The following is a 15,700-nucleotide window of genomic DNA, read 5'->3' as shown; positions in this document are numbered from 1 at the left end:
GCTACTGCCGAAATGAATGCAAGAAACGGATTTAGTTTTTAACGCGTTCGCTCATTTCCCAAGTATTGTTTACTTTGCCGACAATCCTTACAGTAAGTATGAATAAACGGTCTATTTATTTGTTGGTATTGCTGGCTACAATGGCCTGTGAGCCATTTGATTTAACAAAAAAAACGTTTCCGACATGTGCTAAACCGACTGCCGGTATCGGATACACCGCCGGCCATCTAGACGTAACATTTTTCCTCGAAAACCCCCAGGGCGACATTGGGGCTACTGGGTGGGATCCCGGCGATGGCAGTGGTAAAAGCCGCGTTGGAACGCGGGTAACCTATAATTACCAGAAAGCGGGCACCTATGTCATTATCCTGACACTGGCTAACGCGTGCGACGACCGCTTTACTACCACCCGACAAATCATCGTCAGTAACTAACCCACCATGCGCTTCGTTTTTACGCTTTTATTTTGTTTTGCTATGGCCTTGTCGGGGCGGGCGCAGGAGCGCATTCGGAATGTCCGGATTCGGGTGGCCGATTCGTCGCAACTCGAAATTCGCTATGACCTGATCAATACCCGCTATGGCGATTCCGTTTATTTCGAAGTCCGTAGTCGTATCCGTGGTGCCCTGCGTATTTCGCCGGAATTTGTTCGGGGTGACGTCGGCTTTCGAGTAACGGCGGGCTCCGATCGACGCATCATCTGGAATGCGCTGGCGAATGGATACTCGCTGAATGAGGAAATCCAGGCGAAGGTTTTTGTCAGGACTGGGCTGTCTCCGGGTCAGCCAATAGAGCCCGAACCCGTTGTCGTTCAGAAACCAGCCGTAACCACACCGGCACCCGCTACGGTTGTACCCAAACGTGAACCCGTAGCGGTGACGGATCCTCAGCCCGTTCCACAAACGTCGGCACCAGCGTTACCGGTCAAGAAAACGAAGCGGGGGCGAGCCACAGTTGTTCTGGCAGATTCCATACCCCGGCAAGCGGTACCTGAACCCACCGTTGTGTCGACTCCGGCTCCGCAGGCCACGGTGCCAAGGGTTGAGCCTTCCGGGCAACCAACCCCGTCCAGCCCGGTAACGGTACCCGCCGACGAGCCTGGTCCGGCCCGAAGACGTTACGCCGGACCTGCCTGGGCGTTGGTATCCGCTGTCGCACCCGGAATTGGAAATATTTTTGTGCAAACACCCCGGCCCAAAGTAGGGTTGCGCCCTCTGGTCACGGTTGGGTGTTATGGTTTGCTGATTTACGGATTTATGGAACGGCAAAAGGCGAACGATGCGTACGCGGTCTATGAACAGCAGAAAAACATGGTGGCTGGTGAGCCTTATTACCAGACGGCCAACGATCACCACCATGCCTACTTTATGGCTACGCGGGGGGCGCTCGTCGTTGCCGCGGCCGATGTTATTCTGACGTTTATTAAGGGTGTTCGCAATAACCAGAAAGAAGCCCGACGGTATCAATCGGTTACGATCAGTCCCAGTCTTCAGGCTGGACGGCCAACGGCTTTAGTGCGGTATTCGTTTTAGTTGACTTTGACAAACTTACTTCCCTATAGGGCTCAACAGCCAAATAGGTTTACCAAACCAACGATGCGTTTATATTTAATCATTGCCTTTACAACCCTTTCGGTAACGAGCAGTTTTGCCCAGTCGGCTGGGCGACGGGAAAAGTCGGCCGTATATTCAGCTTCCAGCGAATGGCAGAAAGTGACGCTGAAGCCGACAGCTCGCTTACAAACCAACTCGTCCCTCAATACCTCAATGAGTCCGGCCACGGGTACACCCACCGAGCGGACACAAACCGGCACTGCCTCGACGCCCGTAGTACCGGCCCGCCCATCGACGTTAGCGAACAGCACATCGGATTATCGGCCGGCATTCGCGGGCGACTTTGCAACCAATCGAAATGGCTGGAAAGCCGGTAACAAGGGGGATTATTATTACCAGATTGGCCTTGGTCGATACAGTATTCGTAAGCGGAATACAACTACCCAGCAAGTGGCGTTCAGCGCCGTTGAACTACCAAGAGATATCAACCTGAATAACGCTGATTTTTTCACCATAAAAGTGGACGTACTGGCTGACTCAGGTCGTGTTCCCATGGGGGGCGTGCTGTTCGGAGTCGTCGATTCGTTAAACTACAATGCCTTCACGATGAACGAGAAGGGAGAAGTGTCAGTGGTGCGCGTATCGAATGGAAAAACGGCCAGTGACTATATGCCAGCCGATTTTTTCTCGCCGGGCGTATCGGTTGAAAAGAACCGTAATCGGCTCAGCATACAGCGCAAAGGGGAGGAGCTGCATTTTTATGTGAATGCTCAGGAAATTCGCAGTAGCCCGTATCCATTCCGACTACTGGCCGGTAATGGAATTGGACTAACTTCCTCAGGCTACTGGACATCTTTTCAGAAGCTTACCGTAACGCTGGGACCGTAAGAAAATAAAAAAATCTATAAGTCGTTACAAGGTAGAAGTCGCCCCGGCGACTCCCTGCCGGGCTTTGCTTATGCCGGAGGATCGTAAAATGAAAAACTAATTCCTAAAAAATAGACTGTTATGGCAAAGAGTCAGGACGCCAGGAAAAGCGTCAAGAAAGAACCGGCGAAAACCCCAAAGGAGAAAAAAGAAGAGAAACGGGAGAAGAAAGCCAAGAAGGAGTAGTGGTCTGGTTAAGCCTATAAGGTTTCTAAAATCTTATAGGCTTAAACCAACTGCTTGCGCTTATTATTTATGTAAAATCCGAATTAGTCGGGCATCGTAAATCCCCTACTTTTTGATCTGCTCACCTGACCGGTTGATGGTCATAAGCTGGCCGTTCAGGAACACGGCGGCTGTGTTGCCCCGAAAAGGAGTGACGGCCTCAAATTCTGGCTGAATTACCCATTCGTCCTTCTCATTAACGTAGCCCCAACGGCCATTGCTTCGGGCCCGACGCCAGCCTCGCTCATCAGTCCCCAGTTCAATCTTATCATACGGTTTATCACCGAAGGCTTCTTCGTATTTACCCTGACGAGCATCGGCGGGGGTTGCTGGCTTGGTCACTGGTTTGACCGAAGCCGTCTTTTCTTCCGGAATAGGTTTGCTGACGGATGGGTCTGCTTTTTGGGCGGGTTCCTGCCGTGTTGCTACCGATTCGGTGGCTGGTTTGGCGGGGGAAGATGCCGCTTCATCTATTTCTGTTTTTGGCGGGCGTTTCTCCCGTCTTACTTTTTTTTTTCGGCTTGACGAGCGCTCGCTCGAAGCGCTCGTTGTCTGTTCCACCTTACGATCGATGGTTGCGTTTCCGTCGTTTTTATTGTTGCTTTTGATGAACCAGTAGATCACCGCCAGTAGAGCCAGCGCGAATAAAACACCATATAAGCCACTACGGTCGGGTTTAATGACTTCTACACGTACCGTACTTAATGGATTATTGTTTGCATCAAAGAGCGTATACTCCGTTGTTTTGGTGGGCTTTACCCAGCCCCGATTCGTGGGGGACAGGCCTTCGCCCAAATCATCGATCGTCACGGCCAGCAGGTTGTCCACTTCCCAGGCCAGGGTAACCGGTTGGCCTTTACTGACACGGGCGGGCGTAGCCGTAAACGACCGGACAACGGGTGCAGGCTCTGGCGGGGCGGGCGGCTTCACGGGTCGCTCAACGGGCGCTACCGTTGGTGTTACGTAAACTGGTGGCTCAACTACCGGGATACTAGGTTGGACAGGTTCGGGAGAAACAACGGCAGGCTTTGGGGCTTCCGGCGTCCTGTCAACAAACGCGTCAATGGCGGGTTCGGCAGTTACCGGCGGGGTCCGTACGGTCGTTTCTGCTACAGGTTGGGGCTGCTGCGCTTCAGACTCAGGGCCTAACCGTTTCAGGACCGTTGGCACCCACTGATGCCGCACAAAATCGGGCGAAAGCTTTAATGAGCTGGCTGCGTTGACGATCTGGTTCAAATCCTGATCGTACAAATGTATGCGGGATGGCTGCGCTAACCGGGCAATGCGCGCCCGAATATTCTGAAACAGCAGATTGTTGTTGGCAACTTCCTGGCTGATGGCGGCTGCCCGTTTCTGCGCATCGGCTTCTGACAGACCGGCCTGCCGGGCATCTCCGAGATACCCGTTTGTACGCCAGACGTCAGGGCCGTCGAGTACAATGGCTTCACGGAGTCGGTCGGTCAGTTCAGTTTCGGTCATGGTGACAGGTTGTAGAAAAGAAAAATCAAGGCAGTACGTCATACACTTACCACCTTTACAACTTACAAAACACCGAATTTCAGTCGAACGTCACAACATTACGTCGATAATCGACAGAAATTTTACCAAACTGAGATAAGGCTGACTGGCCGAGCAACAAGGGTGCTTTGGCATTGGCAACGACGTTGGCGTTAACATTTTCCAGCACGCGATCGCCAATCTGTACGGACTTGAGCCGAATAACGGCGCCGGGAGAAATAGCCCCACTGGCATCCTGAAAGCGCGATTGCCCGACGATATCGTCGTCCGTAATCGTGCCGTTCTTTTCCATGAAGGCAGCTTCGGTCGCGGTGATCGAAATCAGGCTGGCCCCCGTATCCAGGATAAACTTCATGGGGGTCCCATTGATCGTCACGGGCACTTTATAAACCCCATTCGCCTTCTCCATAACCACTTCCGTTGGGCCATTACCCATTTTCGTCAGCGTTGGCTTAGGAGCCGGAACGGACGTTTGGGTCGAAGGCTGTTCCGTTTTATCGGCGGTACTACGCTTGCTTCGGCGGGGTTGATGGCTGCCCGATCGGGAACAGCCCGAACAACCGGATAGGTAAAGTACATGACCGACGATCAGTAGACTAATGAGGACTTTATTCATACCGGATCAGTGCTTTTGCCTTCACGCGCCAGGTGCCGTTTTCCAGAACAGCCTCCCCATCCCGGCGCATAACAATGCGGGTGTGCGAAGTCGTATAGCTATTTTCGCTGTCGCAGGCGGGTTCGATCATGTAGTTTCGGTAGGTCAGAAAACGGGCCACCCGACTTGGTTCAGCCTCGAACCGAAACGAAGCCACTGCCGGATTGCTGGCGTTGATGCTAAACCGATACGCCGACTCGGGCGAAAGAACACCGCTTTTTTGCTGACTGTCAAACTGTCCCGTAGGGTCAGGGGGCGGAAAGTAAAAGACCTCTGACCTGGCTGGAGCGGGGGGCTCCACCGATGCTGTCGGCACCTGAATGGGAGCTACGGGTTGCGTCAGAGCAGGCATGGGGTCATTGATCGACCCCGTTGGAATGACTGGTTCTCCCGAGCGGACTACCGGTGCCGGTGCAGAGGCTGGTGCTGGTTTATTGGCCTGTTGTTTAAGTTGTTGGATAGCCACCAACGGACTATTAGTGCCTAATTCGGTTATAATGGCGTCGTAGGCGCTGGCTTTCTGCCGCAGATCACCTTGTGGCTGCCGGGGTTCGTTCGTCGGCCGGGGTTCATTGGCTGGCTTACTGCGCAACAAACCATCATTCTGCTTGCTCAGTTTTCCATTCTCTTCGGTTAGTCGGTCAACTTCATGTTTGAGCGACCGATAGGCCAGTAGGTAAACGGCACCGGCCCCAACGACCAGTCCTGCGAGGGCACCTAGTATCATCATCCAAAGTTGTTTTTCTTCTGCCTCCTTTTTCTGACGTTCCAGTTGACTGAGCTGGAGCGCTTCCGGGCTTATGCTCGTTTCGTCGTCTGTGGCTGCTTCGGCCGCAGCTGTTTTTTCGGCTTGGGACGATGGCTCGGGGGCCACGGCGGGCGGAAGCATGCCATCCAGTTTGGCGAGTATCTGGGCCTGAACCGCCGGGCTCAAGGGCTTGCCGTAATTCTTGTCGCTCTTGTATTTCGCGTAGAACTGGGCCAGTTGTTTGCGGATGGCGGTGTTGGCATCGGCGGGTGACATGCCGACGAAGGCTGCTGTATTCTTCAGCATAGCCAGTTCCTGCATTTTTGCCCCAACCTGGTCCCAGCTACCCACGCCCCGAATGACCTGCTGTGGATCACAACCCTCTCCACAGTCCAGCAATTGCGTATAGATTTCCTGTGCTTTCGGCTGGTTGATTCCCGCGAAAACCGCCACCGCCACATCTTTTGTCAACGTATCGACGGCTGCCTGATTGGCATTCTGTGCCAGCGTGAGCGACGCCGACAGACACAACGAGACAACGCCTATGTAAGCTACTTTGGGCATACGAGTAGGTTTAGTAGTCGGAAAAATAGTCACTACGCCAGAGCATTGGCCAGCTTGTTGATTGCCCCAATGAGCGGGTAGAAAAATAGTGTTTCCTCGATTGGCGAGCTGAGCGTATCGATCATACCACTGTATTCGGCAGCTACTTCGCTTTCTTTCCGCTGAATACCATCCATGAGCGAAGTGTCCAGATGTGTCCGCAGCTCCTGTTGCGCCACGACCAACGATCGGGAGGACACGTTCAGGTTCCTGACGAAGCTAAACTGCTGATTAATAGCGAAGAAAAAATCGATAAACTCGTTGGTCTCTTTCAGCAGCGAGTTCACGACTTCCGGCTTCCGCAGGTCGGCGTAGGTTAGCGTCGAAAATTCATCGTTAAACGTAGCCGGATACACATAATTGATCGCTTCTGTATCGACGGGCCGGTTGTTGGCGGGCTGCATCAGCGCACCCTTGCAGGTTACTTCTTTAGGCCCTTTGCGCTCGTAGAAGAGTGTAAGGCCACTTGTATCATATGGCTGTTCATATACTTTTTCGAAGATAGCCCGCGCCAGTTTCCCCAGCATCTGATCGTCGGTGCTGATAATCGTCAGCAGCTTCGAGCCCGTTCCGCTGAACGTAATGGCGCCTGGCAAATTGATGCCCCGGTGCTTCATCAGGCGGGCAATATGATACAGCAGGGCCGTATAGAACAGGACGAAGACAATCTTCATGTCCTCATCTTTTGCCAGCATGCCATTGAACGACAGCATGCTCTTGGCCTTCACATCGTTGCTCTTTTCAATGGAGAACCAGAATGCCATAATGTCTTCTGAACGATTCGTATCCAGCATACGCCGGTTGTTATCACTCAGGTTGCCAAGGCTTTGGCTTTCCAGAAGAGTTTGAATCCGGTCGGCATATTTGCGGATGAATCCGTTGTGGCTCGCAGCTCCGTACTCACTGAAGGCATCGCCATAGATCGCATTTCCCGCAAACCGGAACGAAGTCAGTAATTTAGGTTCATTGCGCTCATAAACCACGACGTCGGAGGTGCCACCCCCAATATCGACGTTGATGACGGGGCGGGCTGACGCGCTTAACGTTGGGTTTTGTTTGTAATAATAGAACGGTGCCACGGATTCCGACACTTCGCGCAGGCGACCCGGTGCCCCACCAATGTAGCGATCATACAGTTCCTGCCAGTCGGTGCGGAGCTGGCTTACGCGACCGGGCGTCATACTGGCCGGGAAAAACCAGTAAACGGTCGTTTGGGTCAGATTGCCCCCTTCGGTCAGAACCTTGTTTTTGATCAGCATCAGCAATTCTTCCAGAAAAGCCTCTACCCGCCGTTCGGTCTGGTCGTTGTTTTTGGCCCACTTCAGGTTGGTGGTGATGCGATTGGAACCCGCCGGTTGCCGCTCGACGTAGAACGGAATATTGAAGTCGGCGAGTGCCTGGGTCTGCTGGTTGTAGCTCAGGTTCATGGGTTCGGCAATGGCCGTGCGCGTCGGGAAACTATCCGGCCGACCGGGACCTATGGTGGGCGGTACAAACTCCAGATCGTACAAGAGGAACAGCTCGAACAGCGCTGGATTGTACTGCGCCGGAGCCACCAGCGTTGCCACTTGCGGGGTCAATTCGGCCACATCGAAGGGGCGGGGCGATCCGCCATCTACTTTGTACTCGACGTGCGTGTTGGTCGTGCCGAAGTCCACCGAAAATTCAAACTGCTTGCTGCCGCCATTGTATTCCTGCCAGCGGGGGAGAATAATGCCGTTCATATCCCGACCGTCGGCGCGTATGTGCGTTTGCAGGTAGTCGAACTCCTCCCGCAAAACATAGTAGACGCTCGATCCATCGGTGTTCTGCTGCCGAACGGTGCGCTGGTGTTTCGATTCGGGTTTTACTTCGGCGTTGGCCTGCTGCCGGAAATAGGTCAGTTCATACTGATTCTGGCTATCGAAGCCAGACTCGATCAACTGAACCCGATAGTCGGCGGGCACCGAAACGGCACCCGAGCGCACGAAGGGATAAATATTGACCGTAAACGAATTCTCGACGATAATTCCCTCATTGGTCGTCTCGTTTGGTGCATTCGACGTACCCACGGTTGGATTGTATACGCGCTCGAAGGTCACAAACTGATTCCCCGGTTGATTTGGAGCCGTAACGGGAATATCGAGGGTGACATTGATGCCGTTACCCTGCGGGGTCATCTTCAACCGTACACGACCCTGCAACAGATCCTCTACATCGAAAAAATCAAAGAAGTCCTTTTTAAGCGGTAACAGAAATCCTTTGTCGGTAGCCGACGTTTGCAGATTGCCGTCAAAGAACCGACCCCGGTCTGTGGGGAAAGGCAACCGGATCAAATATGGCTCCAGCAAATCGCTAACCGTAAGCCAGGGATAGTTGCCCGGCTGGCCCGGCAAGGGCCGCTGGTTGTCGCGCCACGACTCGCGGGCGTAGTAGGGAACCGGCGTATTCGAATTCCACTGCGCCTGCGGTACATAGGTGAACTGCCGGAAAAAACGGTTTTGCAACGCCATCGGGCGTGGCTGGTTCGGATTCAGCCGTGCGTATTTGTCCGACTTGATAATGAAGTCGCTCACCGTATCGATGGCGCGGACATCGGATTTTTTCTTGCGCAGCGGGAAGCCCAGCACTTCAACGACATCGCCCGGCCCGGTCGTTAACTCGTCAAAATCCTGATCGAACTTTTCGCGGGTCAGTAAGGGCTGGCCGTTATGCGATTCGATATGTTCGTAGAACATGGCTGGATTCTGCTGCTGCAACAGGGCACGGCTGCGGTTCAGGTAATCATCGACCTCCCGAAACCGATCCCTGAAGTTGGGCATGAACAGCTTGATGGCGTACCAGAATTTCTGGTATTCGATATCGCGCTGGTGCAAAGGGCAAACCGATGCATCGAACAGTCGATCGTTACCCATCGACACATCGACCCAGCTCAGATCATTTCCCGAGCTGAAAAACAATGTTTTTGGCGATGTGCCACCCACCACCCGTCCCCGGTAGCTGAGGACGAATAGCCGATTGATGGCGTCGAAATTGTATTCGGCTGCATCCTGATCCAGAAACAGTTTCAGGGCGTCGCCAAGTCGTTTGTGGCCCTGGCTGCTCGACTGCCGCAACCGTTCGAGATCGGTGCGGATATCGAATGGTGTAATGGTAACGAACGTTTTAAGCTTGTCGTAATTAAAGAACAACTCACCCACATCCAGGCAGTCCGAAACGATGCGCTGGTCGTTTATGGTGCCGCTGAGGTCCGGTTTGATCGCCAGGTTCAGGAAGGCCGACCGGACCAGATCCATCCGGGCAAACGGGCTCGGAATAGAGGTTGGCTGCTTTACGGTCTGACCACCCTGCGGGTCACGAATTGCCGCAATCTGATCGGTACCCAGTGGTTTACTGACGTACCAGTGAAGACCGGGGGTAGGGTTATGTAGGCTGAATGTTGTTGGCATGTTTTTCCTAGTAATCCATCACTTTCGGCAACCGGTCGCGGACGAACTGCTCGGTGCCTTCTGAAAATAACTGTATAAACTTATCGGCTTCGCTGCCGTAGGCTTTCCCTTCGGCCGTTTTGTTGAGCGTTTGATCCAGATCATCCACGATGTCCAGTTTTACATCCGACTCACCGCCAAAAATGCCTTTCTTTTTTGGCTCGAATCCCCGTACGGTATGGCCCAGATTAGCCGCGTCGAGCAGAAAAGGCTCGAACGACCGTTTGTTGCCCCGCATCTCACTCAGCCACTGCCGGAACGACGCATCGAAATTTTTGACGCTGGTAAAGAAGCCCGAGTTCAGGAACGAAGTGGAAATGGTCGGGTTAGCTTTGGACCACTGGACCGTGCCAGCCGCCAGCCGCAGCCGCTGGCTCAGGTAGGTGCTGAACAACGCCATTTTGGAAAGCGGCAAGCTGATGATCTGCTTCGTGGCTCCAGCCAGATTACCAAGCTGAATACTTAAGCCATCCTGCTCGATGCCAAATTCCTTATAAACCGGGCTGACTGGTTTGCCATTGGATACCGCTAAGCTGCTGTCGTCGGTGTTCATGAAATCGACAATGGCCAATGCCGACGCCATCTCGACAAAGTGGGCTTCGTTTTTCTGTCCGCCTGCGCCGGGGTCGTAAGTGTAGGCTTTCGTCTGATCGTCGCCGATATAATACAGGGCATTGACCGAGGGGTTAACGCCCTTCTGGTAATAACTCAGGGCGGCTTTGGTTTTGGCAATAAACGAGGCCGGGTCAATCAGTTTGTTCTCGTTGGTGGTCAGGCTGAAATACGGCATCACGGTGACGGCACCGATTTTGGCGTTCGTTAAAAAGGCCGGATTCGGAATCTGGCCAAGTGCCTGCGCCCCCCGAATGTTCTTGAGCAAAATCGGGAAACCGGCGGCACCCGTACCGCCAAAAATTGAACTGACAATAAAGATTCGGTCGTTGGCCCCGAAGTTCTCGGCAAAGGCTTGAAATACATCCGAGTAGCGGAACTGGTTTAGTACCGTGCTGCCAATATTGGGGTTGCCAACGAAGCCGATGTCCATCTTGGTTTCCAGGTTTTCTTCCGAAAATAGCAGACTAGCGAAGGCTTTGCTGGGCGCGTCTAATCCTTCGTAATTGATATAATCCCGAAATTTTTCCTGCTGAACGCCCTGTAGCTCAAAGACGTACGTATCGGCAATGGTTGCGTTGCCGCCGATAGCCCGGTTGAGTGTTTTGATTTCGGTGCTGAAAAAACCCGATGTGGGTTTGGTTTGCAGCCCCGCCCGGATGTTGCCGTATTCACGCAACAGGTCTTTGGTCCGGAGGAGATCGTCGTTGGTGGCGTGGGGGTCCAGTATAATGGGGATCACCTCGTCGGTATTGTTCATTTTAACGCCCGATGCCAGCAAAAAAGTGAGTGCTTTCAACACCCGCGAGCCGGTACCGCCAATGGCGAACACAAATAATTTAGCCATGCTTTCTGAGGTTTGTGTTGTGCCTAACAGCCAGAGGCTGTCTGGTACAGGTTACTTTGACGGCCAGAGCATTGGCCGATGTTTGGCGTTCTTGCTGAAGTTTTTCAGCACCATGGATATAATAAAGAAAATGAAAGCCGTAAGCAAGGCCATTTCGAAGGCATAGCTCAAGAATACGCTGACGCCCTGATCGAAGAGAGTTCCCTGATTTGGGTCGGCTTCATCGCGGGGGATGTCCTGATTCGCTTTCTGATAACAGGTAACCAGTGTAATAACGAACAGGAACAGGGCGCTTACGCCCGTCATCAGGAGCCAGCTTCCGAAACCACTAAAACTGACCTTGTTGAAGGGCCAGATATAAAAGGCAAATGCCACAACGAAGGCCAGCCCGACGGCCGTCCAGGTGAGCGGTGACAGGAGTTCTTCCTGATACAAATCTTCCAGCAGGCTGCCGTTAACGAACAGGTTGTAAAAATTATAAAGCGATTCTTCCATTTTTGAAAAGGTGAAAGAGCGAAAGAGTGAAAGAGCGGAAGGGAACTCGCGTTAGCTTTGCGCTCTTTCGCTCATTCATTCTTTCGCTCTTTTTAACTCGTTCACTCATTCTAATTTGATGGTTAGCGTGAAATATTCAGTTTGATTAGTAGGGTTGTACGCTCGTTCGACGCCTTGTAACAGATTTTGAATGCCAAAAGTCGAGTTAGCATCTGGTGAGGCATCGTTGGTGGTATTGGTATTGGCAATCCAACGAGGTGGAAACTGCCGCCGAAGTCGGATTGTTGCCGTCCGTTCGCCACGCGCGGGTTTATCGGTGGTCAATAATAGCTTGTGCGTTGTGCCGTTGGCTCCCGAATAGGACTGAATCGCCGACACCTTGAAGTTATCTTTTCCGTCAACGACATACTGGCTGGCATCGGTAAGTAACGACGCTGGTACGCGCAGGGCTGATAAGTCGACGGCTACCGGGATGGTTAGATTTTTGTCGGCCACATCAGGTTGTACATCTTCGAGGGCGTGAATGGCTTTGGCGTGGCTGCGGACTTCTTCGCCGGATCGTTTGAAGCGGCCTTTGCGAGCCGGGTCCGTTACCAGAATACTGTAAAATGGGGTAATGTTTTTGGTGTCCCTTCCGAAGAACCAGGAATCGGCGTAACCGGGCAACTGATCGAACCGGCGAATCGTCTGGTACGTCTGATCCTGGTAAAGCCGCTGCATGGTTTCATTCCGGCCAACGAGGCAGAGGTAATAAGGCCGCTCACCCTTGTAGGGTTTCTTGGCGTTGTTCCAGCTATAATACGTTCCGTCGAAGTCGGAGGTAAGCTTGATCACCAGCATCGAATGAGTACTGGCGTATGGGTTGAAGACCGTGGTAAGCAGCGAACTGGCCGCGTCGAGCGTTTTCTGGGCGCTCATACCCGCCAGATTCGGGTCCGAATAAATCAGATCGGAGACCAGTACACTCAGGTCGTCGCCGGTGGTGTTCCGCAGAATTTCGCTGAAAATACCTTCGAAATCGGTGCTGGTGGTTTTTCCTTTCGTTTTGGCGACGGTGAAAATATCTTTTTGCTTGAAGAACTGAGGTAGCGTTAAGCCCAGATCATTCACCTCCGTATTCACGACGAATAATTTCCCCTGGCCAGGATTAACGGCATCGAACTCCGTGAGCACATCGTTGATTGTCCGTTTGAAGGCACCGTTTCCGTTTGGCGCATCGTAGGGAAACATGCTGGCGCTGGCTTCAAGGTAAACTTTCAGGCGCAACGGTTTGCCGGCTGTGACGGCTCCCGACATAGCCAGAGTCGGCTCTTTGCCTTCTTTGGCCAGTTTACGGTACGTGCGATTCCGCTTAATATACGCTGCCAGGGCCGACTCGTCGATTTTTCCATCGGGTGTCAGGAGCGCCTTTGTTTTTTTGTCGGCACCCAGTTCTTTGCTTTCCTGCCCGATATATACCCGTAGCGCATCGGCTTCTGTCACGTCTAAGGTGTTGTCGTTACTCAGGGCGTCGCTGATCTGGTCATCTAATTTATCGCCTGAACTGGAGCAGCCGGATAGATAACCTATCGACAGCACAAGCAGTGGCAATAAACAAAAACGGGGGTGAATCATGAATAGTTATTGAGTTTATGAATGGGTAGGGTTTCTGCTGCCAATCCGCTATTTGCGGCCGGACCTGTCGCAAAAGTAGGCATCTGGCTATACGTTAACCCGTCATGAACCTGCGTGACCTTAAATTTTCTTAAATTACTATAGAACGTAACGAACCATCGGGCCATTTTATGTCAATCGGTACGGATTAACGATGAACGGACGTTTACCTTTGTAGTTCTGATTACACCCAACATGACGCTCCGCCATCTAGTACTGAGTTTTTTACTGGTTCTTCCCATTCTTCTCCAAAACTGCGCACAGGTAGCCCAACCGCCTGGTGGTAAGAAAGACACCCTGGCCCCGAAACTAGTGAGTAGCCTGCCCACCGCCCGCCAACTCAACTACAAGGGCAAGACGGTTGAACTGGAATTTGATGAATACGTAAACAGTGAGAATCTGCAGCAAAAAATAACGATTACACCCCAGGACAGCAATACGTTCGTGGTGAAGTCATTGCCGCTTGGTATCCGGCTTACCTTTGCCAAACCCTTTTTACCCAACACGACCTACACCATTGATTTTGCCGATGGTATCAAAGACATTACCGAGCGTAACATCGCTAAAAACACCAAAATCGTTTTCAGTACGGGGTCCAGTATCGATTCGCTTTACCTGACCGGCAATGTGGTGGACGATGAAAGTCGGCAGCCACTGCTGGGATTTGTCGTCGGCTTATTTGCACCGACGGATACACTGCCTATCAATCGAAAACGCCCTCAGTATTTTGCCCGAACGGACAGCAGTGGCAATTACCGCATCGAAAACGTGAAGGCTGGCCAGTATAAGGTCTATGGTTTCGATGATAAAGATTTAAACCTGGTGAACAACACGCCAGGCGAGCGGGTGGCTTTTCGGGATAGCGTCTTGAACTTGAACCGCAACTATTCGGATGTCAATATGGTCGCGTTTCGGGGCTACGGGAAGCCGCGCATCAGCCGACGCGAACGCACCGACGAAACCCTCGGCCTTGAACTCAGTAGTGGCATAGCCAGCTATAAATTACGTTTCGGCAAACCCGTATCCACGACGGCTGTGTCCACGACGGCTGTATCCACGACGGCACCAGCGCAGAATGCATCGGCTGATACACTCGTCTCGGCTTTGGAGAATCCCAAAATGATTCGGCTTTACCGACCGGCTAATCGGGCCGCCGACGATACCCTGCACTTAACCATTATGGCCGAAGATTCGGTGGGCAACGTGACGGAACTGCGAGAGCGGGTTTATTTTTCGCCATTGAAAACACGGGCCAAAAACCGGACAGCGCTGGCGGTACAGGTAAATCCTCCTTCGGGTGAGCCGATCGATAATAACCTGGAATTTACGCTGGTCTTCAATAAGCCCATTTTACGGTTTAGTACGCAGTTGATGATTATTGGGGCGGACAGTACGAAACCCATTAAACTGACACCTGCTAACCTGACATGGAGTAATAATTTCTCCCGACTGATTATTCGGGAAAAGACTACTCTACGCGATACCCTGTTTTTCCGACTTCAGAAAGGCGCCTTTGTCAGTGTTCAGGGCGACACGTTGCCCCGTTACTCGGCCCGGTACCTGATCGCCAAGGACGATAGTTACGGTCTTATTGCCGGGAAAGTGAATCCGGCCACCGTTGGACCCGCTGGTACCAACTTCATCGTTGAGCTACTGGACGATAAATACCAGGTTGTTCGAACGGCCTACAGCACAACAAGTTTTAGTTTTGGTCGACTCAAGCCCGGACTTTATCGCCTTCGGCTGATCATCGACGCCAATAACAATCGACGGCGGGACATCGGTAATGTGCAGAAAGGAATTCAGCCCGAACGTATCATTTACAACCCCGGCACCGAAGAGAACGGAACCATCCGGGTCAAGCAGGATTTCGAACTGACCGATCTCGACTTTTGAGGGGGTTGGGGGTGGTAAAAACAACAAGCCAATGAGAAACGGACAACTCAATAATCTCTCCTCGCTGAAATCTATCCGAAAGGAACTACGTAACGGCGCTACGGAAGCCGAAAAGGTGCTTTGGCAACGGTTAAAAGGTGGTCAGTTAACTGGTTTGAAGTTCAGGAGGCAGCATAGTATTGGCTTGTTCGTATTAGATTTCTACTGTCCTTCAGAACGTCTGGCTATCGAATTAGATGGAGAAATACACCAAACCAGCGAAGTTCAACTGCATGATGAAGAGCGGCAAAAGGCCATTGAAACGCTGGATGTCCGTGTCATTCGCTTTCCGAATGCAGCGGTAATGGATAACATGAGTCAGGTTCTTCGTGATCTTCAGCAATATATCACAAAAGAATAGTATCAGATCGCACTAGGAATTCCGGGTATAGTTCTTTTACTGGCTGAATAATAAACAGCACAGCGCCAGATGGCCGCTGATTATTCAGCCCTTGGCCCGTA

12 protein-coding genes are annotated in these 15,700 nt (G+C 52.3%); 5 read left to right on the top strand and 7 right to left on the bottom strand.

Translation table 11 applies throughout. The features are described 5' to 3' along the window. Positions 1-98: 98 nt before the first annotated feature. From ACYU8Y_RS22020 to ACYU8Y_RS22010, 3 genes are all read left to right on the top strand, one after another. Positions 99-434, top strand: coding sequence for a PKD domain-containing protein (locus ACYU8Y_RS22020; protein WP_460940264.1), 336 nt, complete (start codon positions 99-101; stop codon positions 432-434). Positions 435-440: 6 nt separating this feature from the next. Continuing rightward, on the top strand, positions 441-1,532 hold the full coding sequence (locus ACYU8Y_RS22015) for a hypothetical protein (RefSeq protein WP_460940263.1): 1,092 nt from the start codon (positions 441-443) through the stop codon (positions 1,530-1,532). 63 nt (positions 1,533-1,595) lie between these two features. Further along, on the top strand, positions 1,596-2,441 hold the full coding sequence (locus tag ACYU8Y_RS22010) for a hypothetical protein (RefSeq protein WP_460940262.1): 846 nt from the start codon (positions 1,596-1,598) through the stop codon (positions 2,439-2,441). A 330-nt stretch (positions 2,442-2,771) separates the two neighbouring features. Here ACYU8Y_RS22010 and ACYU8Y_RS22005 read toward each other — a convergent pair whose 3' ends face one another. The 7 genes from ACYU8Y_RS22005 to ACYU8Y_RS21975 all read right to left on the bottom strand — a co-directional run bounded on the left by ACYU8Y_RS22005 (position 2,772) and on the right by ACYU8Y_RS21975 (position 13,264). Further along, on the bottom strand, positions 2,772-4,184 hold the full coding sequence (locus ACYU8Y_RS22005; protein WP_460940261.1) for a WG repeat-containing protein: 1,413 nt from the start codon (positions 4,182-4,184) through the stop codon (positions 2,772-2,774). A 79-nt stretch (positions 4,185-4,263) separates the two neighbouring features. Then, positions 4,264-4,839 (bottom strand): retropepsin-like aspartic protease family protein, encoded by a 576-nt coding sequence (locus ACYU8Y_RS22000; RefSeq protein WP_460940260.1) that lies wholly within the window; start codon positions 4,837-4,839, stop codon positions 4,264-4,266. Next, positions 4,832-6,190 (bottom strand): hypothetical protein, encoded by a 1,359-nt coding sequence (locus ACYU8Y_RS21995; protein ID WP_460940259.1) that lies wholly within the window; start codon positions 6,188-6,190, stop codon positions 4,832-4,834. Before ACYU8Y_RS21995 ends, ACYU8Y_RS22000 begins: the two co-directional genes overlap by 8 nt. A 32-nt stretch (positions 6,191-6,222) precedes the next feature. Then, positions 6,223-9,657, bottom strand: a complete 3,435-nt coding sequence (locus ACYU8Y_RS21990; RefSeq protein ID WP_460940258.1) for a hypothetical protein — start codon at positions 9,655-9,657, stop codon at positions 6,223-6,225. A gap of 7 nt (positions 9,658-9,664) precedes the next feature. Beyond that, complete coding sequence (locus ACYU8Y_RS21985) at positions 9,665-11,155, bottom strand: hypothetical protein (RefSeq protein WP_460940257.1); 1,491 nt, start codon at positions 11,153-11,155, stop codon at positions 9,665-9,667. Positions 11,156-11,206: 51 nt separating this feature from the next. Beyond that, positions 11,207-11,650, bottom strand: a complete 444-nt coding sequence (locus ACYU8Y_RS21980) for a hypothetical protein (protein WP_460940256.1) — start codon at positions 11,648-11,650, stop codon at positions 11,207-11,209. Between the two features lie 105 nt (positions 11,651-11,755). After that, positions 11,756-13,264 carry a hypothetical protein gene (locus ACYU8Y_RS21975; RefSeq protein ID WP_460940255.1) on the bottom strand — a complete coding sequence of 503 codons (1,509 nt, stop codon included), beginning with the start codon at positions 13,262-13,264 and terminating at the stop codon, positions 11,756-11,758. 234 nt (positions 13,265-13,498) lie between these two features. On the opposite strand from ACYU8Y_RS21975, the gene ACYU8Y_RS21970 reads away from it, so the two are divergent. Continuing rightward, a complete protein-coding gene (locus ACYU8Y_RS21970; RefSeq protein WP_460940254.1) occupies positions 13,499-15,199 on the top strand; it encodes an Ig-like domain-containing domain in 1,701 nt (566 codons plus the stop codon). 31 nt (positions 15,200-15,230) lie between these two features. Then, positions 15,231-15,599, top strand: coding sequence for an endonuclease domain-containing protein (locus ACYU8Y_RS21965; protein ID WP_460940253.1), 369 nt, complete (start codon positions 15,231-15,233; stop codon positions 15,597-15,599). Positions 15,600-15,700 lie beyond the last annotated feature (101 nt).

The sequence above is a fragment of the Spirosoma humi genome (assembly GCF_054776575.1).
The sequence above is the reverse complement of the archived record's forward strand: the minus strand, read 5'-3'. Positions and strand labels throughout refer to the sequence as shown.

Excerpts from the sequence above, each read along its gene's own strand:
- ACYU8Y_RS22015 (WP_460940263.1), top strand. The coding sequence starts at position 441 with ATGCGCTTCGTTTTTACGCTTTTATTTTGTTTTGCTATGGCCTTGTCG.
- ACYU8Y_RS21985 (WP_460940257.1), bottom strand. The coding sequence starts at position 11,155 with ATGGCTAAATTATTTGTGTTCGCCATTGGCGGTACCGGCTCGCGGGTG.
- ACYU8Y_RS22000 (WP_460940260.1), bottom strand. The coding sequence starts at position 4,839 with ATGAATAAAGTCCTCATTAGTCTACTGATCGTCGGTCATGTACTTTAC.
- ACYU8Y_RS21980 (WP_460940256.1), bottom strand. The coding sequence starts at position 11,650 with ATGGAAGAATCGCTTTATAATTTTTACAACCTGTTCGTTAACGGCAGC.
- ACYU8Y_RS22020 (WP_460940264.1), top strand. The coding sequence starts at position 99 with ATGAATAAACGGTCTATTTATTTGTTGGTATTGCTGGCTACAATGGCC.
- ACYU8Y_RS21990 (WP_460940258.1), bottom strand. The coding sequence starts at position 9,657 with ATGCCAACAACATTCAGCCTACATAACCCTACCCCCGGTCTTCACTGG.
- ACYU8Y_RS21965 (WP_460940253.1), top strand. The coding sequence starts at position 15,231 with ATGAGAAACGGACAACTCAATAATCTCTCCTCGCTGAAATCTATCCGA.
- ACYU8Y_RS21995 (WP_460940259.1), bottom strand. The coding sequence starts at position 6,190 with ATGCCCAAAGTAGCTTACATAGGCGTTGTCTCGTTGTGTCTGTCGGCG.
- ACYU8Y_RS21975 (WP_460940255.1), bottom strand. The coding sequence starts at position 13,264 with ATGATTCACCCCCGTTTTTGTTTATTGCCACTGCTTGTGCTGTCGATA.
- ACYU8Y_RS21970 (WP_460940254.1), top strand. The coding sequence starts at position 13,499 with ATGACGCTCCGCCATCTAGTACTGAGTTTTTTACTGGTTCTTCCCATT.
- ACYU8Y_RS22010 (WP_460940262.1), top strand. The coding sequence starts at position 1,596 with ATGCGTTTATATTTAATCATTGCCTTTACAACCCTTTCGGTAACGAGC.
- ACYU8Y_RS22005 (WP_460940261.1), bottom strand. The coding sequence starts at position 4,184 with ATGACCGAAACTGAACTGACCGACCGACTCCGTGAAGCCATTGTACTC.